At 46.6% G+C, this 6,498-nt stretch carries 4 protein-coding genes; 1 reads left to right on the forward strand and 3 read right to left on the reverse strand.

Annotated elements, in window-relative coordinates; translation table 11 throughout:
• Positions 1-24: 24 nt before the first annotated feature.
• Entirely contained in the window at positions 25-2,913 is a 2,889-nt protein-coding gene (locus tag VJ249_03445; protein HKZ93623.1) for a DEAD/DEAH box helicase, read from the reverse strand.
• Between the two features lie 132 nt (positions 2,914-3,045).
• Here VJ249_03445 and VJ249_03450 point away from each other — a divergent pair, with 132 nt between their 5' ends.
• On the forward strand, positions 3,046-4,050 hold the full coding sequence (locus VJ249_03450) for a sodium:calcium antiporter (GenBank protein HKZ93624.1): 1,005 nt from the start codon (positions 3,046-3,048) through the stop codon (positions 4,048-4,050).
• 166 nt (positions 4,051-4,216) lie between these two features.
• On the opposite strand, the gene glgP is transcribed toward VJ249_03450, so the two are convergent.
• Both glgP and VJ249_03460 read right to left on the reverse strand, forming a co-directional pair.
• Positions 4,217-5,893: an alpha-glucan family phosphorylase gene (glgP, locus tag VJ249_03455; protein ID HKZ93625.1), complete on the reverse strand. Its 1,677-nt coding sequence runs from the start codon at positions 5,891-5,893 to the stop codon at positions 4,217-4,219.
• 13 nt (positions 5,894-5,906) lie between these two features.
• Positions 5,907-6,498: 6-phosphofructokinase (locus VJ249_03460; protein HKZ93626.1), on the reverse strand; the 592-nt coding region annotated here is incomplete at its 5' end.

The raw sequence follows: 6,498 nt of genomic DNA on the forward strand, positions 1-6,498 counted from the left end.
ACTGATTCATTTCGGTAGCTAGTGCTAAGCGAACCGTCGTTTTAATGCGTCCCTTTCAGCTTCGATGACCAACTCGAAAAAGCGGTCAGAGAGGACATGCTGTTTGCGGAGGACGTTAAGCGCGTCTTGTGTACGCACTCGGCGACCAGCTAATGCTACAGCTGCAGCCTTTCCATAGTTTTTCATGAGTTCAGCTGTTTCTAGGGCTTGCTCCAACAGTTTCCGCTCGCTCTTAGTAGGTTTTTCCCCTTTCTTGTCCACTAATGAGCGAGTCTGCTCTTCCTCACGACTGAGCACAGCGAGATGGGTTGAGCCGCATTTTGGACAAGTTGGCTTGTCGGGAAGGTCGTTTAAGCGAAGCATTTCTGTGTAGTCCCAGTTTTGAGTGCAAGCGAACGTGCGCACTTCGTTGAGTAGGCGTGCCTTCGCTGATTCTATGAGAATCAACTTCATGCGTTCACTTGGGATCAGATCGGTTTTCATGCTGACGCGTTCAACGCCGACTCGTGCCACAGGCGAGGCTGCGCCCTTATTGTCAATTTTGACGACTTCTATCTTACCAGTTTGGATGTCGCCTAAGACCTGTAGTAGTCGTTGAAGATCCAAGTCTTTTGTGAAAACTTCCTTCAATGCTTCCTCATGGATAACTGAACCCTCAAAACTCTTCATCAAGCTGCGAAGGCTTACAGTGCTGAAGTCCGCCCACTTCTTAAGCGCGCCGAACCGTCTGGCGACATGGATCATCCTACGCTTGAACAACCCAGTCTTAACCGTGGCGTTGGTCAACATCTCTTGTACCGTGGCTTGTGGCATCTTCTTCAGATCATTGAACAACGCGATCAACTTGTCTGCGTTGGCTGTGCCCATAGTTTGAATAAATATGCGATAGGGATCATGTTGAACCGCTATTGAAGCGCCTGACTGCTCTGACAGCATGTGTCCCAGTAACTGAGCTAACGCTCGATTGGCAAGCGAGCCGAAATTAGCGTGAATTATGACAAATTCTTCCCAATCTTCCATTATGGTTCGCTTGTTTGTTGGCATGGGAAGACCACGTTCCACGTGTTCAACTGTTTCCAAAACTGCTCTCGAAACTGTGTCGGCTTCCGCTGGATACTTCTTGGCTAACAGAGCTGCGACATCTTCAGGTCTAGCGCCCTTCTTGAGTTTGTTTTCAACGAATCCTCTTATGGCTCCAACTTCCTGTGCAACTTCAAATGGCACTGGGATTTCTTCGCCTATCCAACTTGGTATTGCGCCTGTTGGGTCGTCGACCGACTTGACGAAGAGCTTGTCGCCGTAGACTTGAGTGATCTTCCACGGGCTGCCTCTAATTATGAACTTGATGCCTGGTTTACCATACTCCGCCACAAACGCCTCGTCTAAAACGCCTATAGCCGCATCAGAAGACTCGTCCACAACCAGATACTGCTTCTCTTCAGGAATCATTGACAAGTTCTCAAAGTAATATTCGTACAGTGCCTTGGTGCGTCGTGGCTTGAGGACCAACTGGTCTTCAAAAGAAACCCATGCCAAGCGTGGAAACCGCGTGTGCATGTAGGTTAGGACTTTCCGGATGTCTTCTGTGGTTAGGTCAGCGTAGGGATACGCGTTCTTGAACATTTCGTGGATTTCGTTGAAGTACCAGCGCTTTTTCTTCATGAGTAAGCCGATGATTTGATGAGCTAATGCGTCATATGGCTTATCTGGGATGTCCACTGGCTCAAGCTGCTCTTCATAAGCCATACGAGCTATAACCATTGCTTCCAAAGTGTCATCAGAGTCCATGGCGATTATGATCCCGTTAGCGATTCGACCTATGCGATGTCCGCTTCTGCCCACACGTTGAATCAGCCTCGTTACCTGCCGAGGGCTCATATACTGAATAACCAAGTCGATGCGCCCGATGTCGATGCCCAACTCCAGCGAGCTTGTGGCAACTAGACCCTTCAAGACGCCTTCTTTCAAACCCTTTTCCGCTGCTATACGTGACGGCTTAGCCAAAGAGCCATGATGAATCGAAACTGGAAAATTCACGTCCCACACTTTGAAGCGGCTCGCCAAAACCTCGGAAATCGCTCTTGTATTCGTAAACAAGAGCACAGACTTTTGTTTCTCAATGTATTGACGAATGATGCGAAGTCGAGCCGCCACTTCCGGATGTGTAAACAACGTTGAAGCCAGTTCTGCGTCTTCCGGCGTGGCTTGCGGAAAGAGAATTTTCAGTTTCGTCTGGCGTGCAACAGGCACTTTCACGATTTCAACGCTGCGTCCAGTGCCCACAAGGAATTGTGCCACTTTTTCCGGACTGCCGATTGTGGCAGATAAGCCGATCAACTGGAAGTCTTGGCCTGTTTCCCACCTTAGTCTTTCGAGCGCTAGAGTGAGTTGGCTGCCTCGTTTGCTGTCGGCCATTTCGTGCACTTCGTCAACTATGACCCAGCGCACCTGTTGTAGGTGTTGCCGCATGACCCAGCCGGGCAGAATAGCCTGCAAAGTCTCAGGTGTAGTGATCAAAATGTCTGGTGGACTGCGCGACTGGCGTGTTCGTTCTTGTGTCTCTGTGTCTCCATGCCTGACTGCCAGTTTGATGTCGAGGTTGTTGCACCACCACTGAAGCCGCTCCATCATGTCACGATTCAAAGCGCGCAGAGGCGTAATGTACAGAACTTTGATTCCCGGGGGGCGCTCAGCCATGGTTAGTAGCATGTTAAGAACGGGCAGAAACGCAGCTTCAGTCTTGCCTGTAGCTGTTGGCGAAATCAGAACTACATTCTTGCCTTCAAGGATTTTGGGCATGGTTTTCTCTTGGGGCTCCGTCGGCGTTGAGAAACCTCGCTGCTCAATCAAGCGTCTAATCGGCTTGACAAGCAGGTCGAAAACCGTAGGGTTCTTGGCTTCAGCAGTTTCCATATTTGTCAACAGTTTTAAGACAAATCAGTGCATACAAGACTAGCCTTCACTAAAAGGATTTTGGAGTTTGAGCGTGGCAATAAGTTTATTTTGTTTGCTGCTTTTCTTAACGTGATTTTGCGGTGAACGCCCATGGAGGTAATAGTGCACCTAGTGATTATACTGGTTTCGTTAGTGATACTGGATCAGGCAAGCCACCTCACAATAACCAACTCTATTAAGATGTCGGATATAACAGGGCTAGCAAAAACTGCTGTTGGCTTCAGCTTGCTCGCCTTTTCCACGTCCTTACCTGAATTAAGTGTGGCTTTTATCTCAGCCTTTTCGGGAGAAGGTGCAATCTCTGTCGGGAACGTTTTAGGCTCGAACATTGTGAATATTTGCCTCATAGTGGGTTTGGCCGCTTTCCTCCTCTCCTTAAGGAGTCAGCGTGGGATTGGCGTGATTCCATCATTTGCTAAAGAAGAGCTTGGCAGCCTTAACTTCGGTCTCTTCATATCGTCCGTTATCCCTTTGGCGTTGGTTTATCTTACCGAAGCCAGCTGGCTTGTGGGTTTGGTTTTGCTGTTGATTTTTGTCTTTTACACATATCAGCTGTCGAAGATAAGAATTCCACCAGAGGAAGGAACAAGCGTTTCTGAGGGTGAGAAAAAGAAGTTGAGACTATACGTTCTACTCACTTTCTTAGGAATCGCTGGCGTCATTTTAAGTGCGTATTTTCTTGTCGAATCCGCTGTTGCCGTAGCAGAATTTGCAGGGATACCCAGACAGATAATAGGAGCTACAATAATCGCATTCGGGACTAGTCTGCCAGAACTCAGTGTAAGCTTGAAAGCATTCCTCAAGGGGCATCCTGCGCTGGCTTTAGGTAATATTGTTGGTAGTAGTTTCATAAACATAACTTTGATACTTGGAATCACATTATTCTTTCCCGCATTAGCAGGTAAGTCTTTAACCATGAACATGATTGTTTTCCAAGATTTGGTCATCTTTTCTCTCATCACCAACCTGTTTTTCTGGTATTTCCTGTCAATGGGCAGGTTGACATGGAGAGAAGGCGCCATATTTCTATTCATCTACGGACTTTTCCTAGCGACAACTCTCGGCGCAATACGACTACAACCGCCAGCGACATAGCTATTTCCTCTTCATGAAAACTTCTGGAATCACAAAGAAACCCCAAGAAGCAAAAAAGGCGACAATGATCCAGTCAAGCAAACCTAATCCTCCGAACTCGACTGGAGTTACGTAGTAGCCCCGGGCAGGATTTAAACAACAATTTAACAGCAAATCTCTATTAGGGTTACAGGTAGGCCTCGGTTACGTATCTGCGCATCATTCTGAGACTGTTAAAGTAGTAAGCAATCTTCCCAACTGAGTTCTTCATCATCCTTATCCACTCATCTCTTCTCTGGTAGAACATGGGAATGACTATGTATTCCAACTTGTTGTAGAGATCATCCATCTCTCTGATGTGACGCTCTTCTATTGGTAAGTGTTCTTCTGAGTGTGGTCCTATGGCCCAACCTGTAACGCCCTCTATCCAGCCTTCAATCCACCAGCCGTCCAAGACGCTGAAGTTTATCACTCCATTGTGGGCCGCCTTCATCCCGCTTGTGCCTGAGGCCTCTTGAGGTGGTAAAGGCGTGTTTAGCCAAACATCAACTCCTGAAACCAGTTTGGCTGCGATATCCATGTCGTAGTTTTTTAAATAAACAATCTTGATTTCGTCCTTCAACCTCTCAATGTAACCAAAGATTTGTTCAATCAGCCTTTTGCCTGATTCATCTCTGGGATGGGCTTTTCCGGCAAAGATCACTTGGATCTTTCCTTTCCTATTCACCTTTTTTAGTTTTTCCAGATCTGAGAACAGTAGGTTCGCTCTTTTGTACTCAGTTGCCCTTCGTGCAAATCCCAAGGTCAATGTGTCATAATCCATACCGATATTCGTTACTTTGTTAACGTAATCAATCAACACTTTTTTTGCTTCCCTATGGGCTTGCCCAATTTCTTCATCTGGGATTCCATCCACTCTTACAAATAGCTCAGGTTCATTTGCCCATCCTGGAAGATACTTGTCATATAATTTCCTGAAACTCCCAAAAGTCCAAGCGTATGAATGGATGCCGTTAGTAATTGCGTGAATTTCGTAGCCTGGAAACATTTCCTTGGAAGTCTCTCGGTGTCTCTTGGCCACACCGTTAACATAATCGCTTAGGTTGAAGGCGAGAAGCGTCATGTTTAATCTGTCCTGTCCGCCCAATTTTTTCAAAATATCGAGTGAGAAAGTCTCGCCCAGCACTTCTTTAACAAGGTCGTAGGAGAATTTGTCATGCCCTGCCTCAACAGGCGTGTGTGTAGTGAATATGCATAAACTTCTAACTTTTTCGATGTTCATTTGATATTTTCGCAGCACCTCAAGGGCAAGGAGGCTGGAATGCCCCTCATTCAAGTGGTATTTACGAACTTCAAAACCCAGCATTTCCAGCATTCTCACGCCGCCCATTCCCAAGACAATCTCTTGTTTAAGGCGGTATCTTTCATCTCCGCCATACAAAAAAGAAGTAATCTCTCTGTCTTCAGGGCTGTTTCTCTCTACATCTGTGTCGAGAAAGTAGACAGGAACAACTCCACCTGTTTGACTTTCTACAGTGTAAAGCCAAGCCCTAATGTGCACGTCTCTGCCCTGAATTTGCACTTTAGCCTCAGCAGGGAGTGGCTGCATGAACTCTGAGGGTTCCCATGGGTCTGGTTGTTCTACTTGTCTTCCTTCATCGGTCAATTCTTGCCTAAAGCACCCTTTCTTGCTGATTAGAGTAACTCCCACCAAAGGAAGTCTCAGATCTGCACTCGATCTTATGGTATCGCCTGCAAGAACTCCTAAACCTCCGCTGTAAGTGTGAGCGTCATTCAATAATGCAATTTCCATAGAGAAATAGGCAATTTTTTGTCTCATCAAGTTCTCTTTTGATTTAACCATTTTTTCCAACTCTTTAGGATGATAAGATTTCAGCTAACCGATATAGGTGCTTGTCCAAATCTTTCCTTCGTTTCCAAGAATCATCCAAATCAACTGACACCATTCGTTGTCCTTTGGTTCCAACCATATTCTTCTCTGCGCCTTTCAGGAGCAGGCCCACGGAGTACGCTCCAAATTGATTGGCGAGAATTCTGCTTTGGGCTGTGGGTGGTCCTCCTCTCAACGCATGGCCAAGGATTGTCAAGCGGACATCGTACCCTGTTCTCTTTCTTATTTCTTCAGCAATTAGAGAGGAGTCTCCTGCGCCCTCAGCCTTTACTATTATTTCTGAGGTTTTTCCCTTTTCCCGACCTCCTTTAAGCTTTTTGCAAATCGATTCTAAATTGAACTTGATCTCTGGAACAAGAATGAACTCGGCGCCTTCAGCAAAACCTACGGCAAGAGCCAGAAAGCCTCTTTTTCTGCCCATGACTTCAACCACAAACACTCGCTCATGAGAAGTCGCTGTATCACGAATTCTGTCTATTATGAAAAGGGCAGTGTTGAGGGCAGTGTCGAAACCGATGGTGGTGTCCGTGCCCGCAACGTCATTGTCTATTGTTGCA

Source organism: Candidatus Bathyarchaeia archaeon, from assembly GCA_035283685.1.
GTDB lineage: Archaea > Thermoproteota > Bathyarchaeia > Bathyarchaeales > Bathyarchaeaceae > DATETJ01.

Coding starts and splice junctions, on each gene's coding strand:
- VJ249_03445 (HKZ93623.1), bottom strand. CDS start 2,913: ATGGAAACTGCTGAAGCCAAGAACCCTACGGTTTTCGACCTGCTTGTC.
- VJ249_03450 (HKZ93624.1), top strand. CDS start 3,046: ATGGAGGTAATAGTGCACCTAGTGATTATACTGGTTTCGTTAGTGATA.
- glgP (HKZ93625.1), bottom strand. CDS start 5,893: ATGGTTAAATCAAAAGAGAACTTGATGAGACAAAAAATTGCCTATTTC.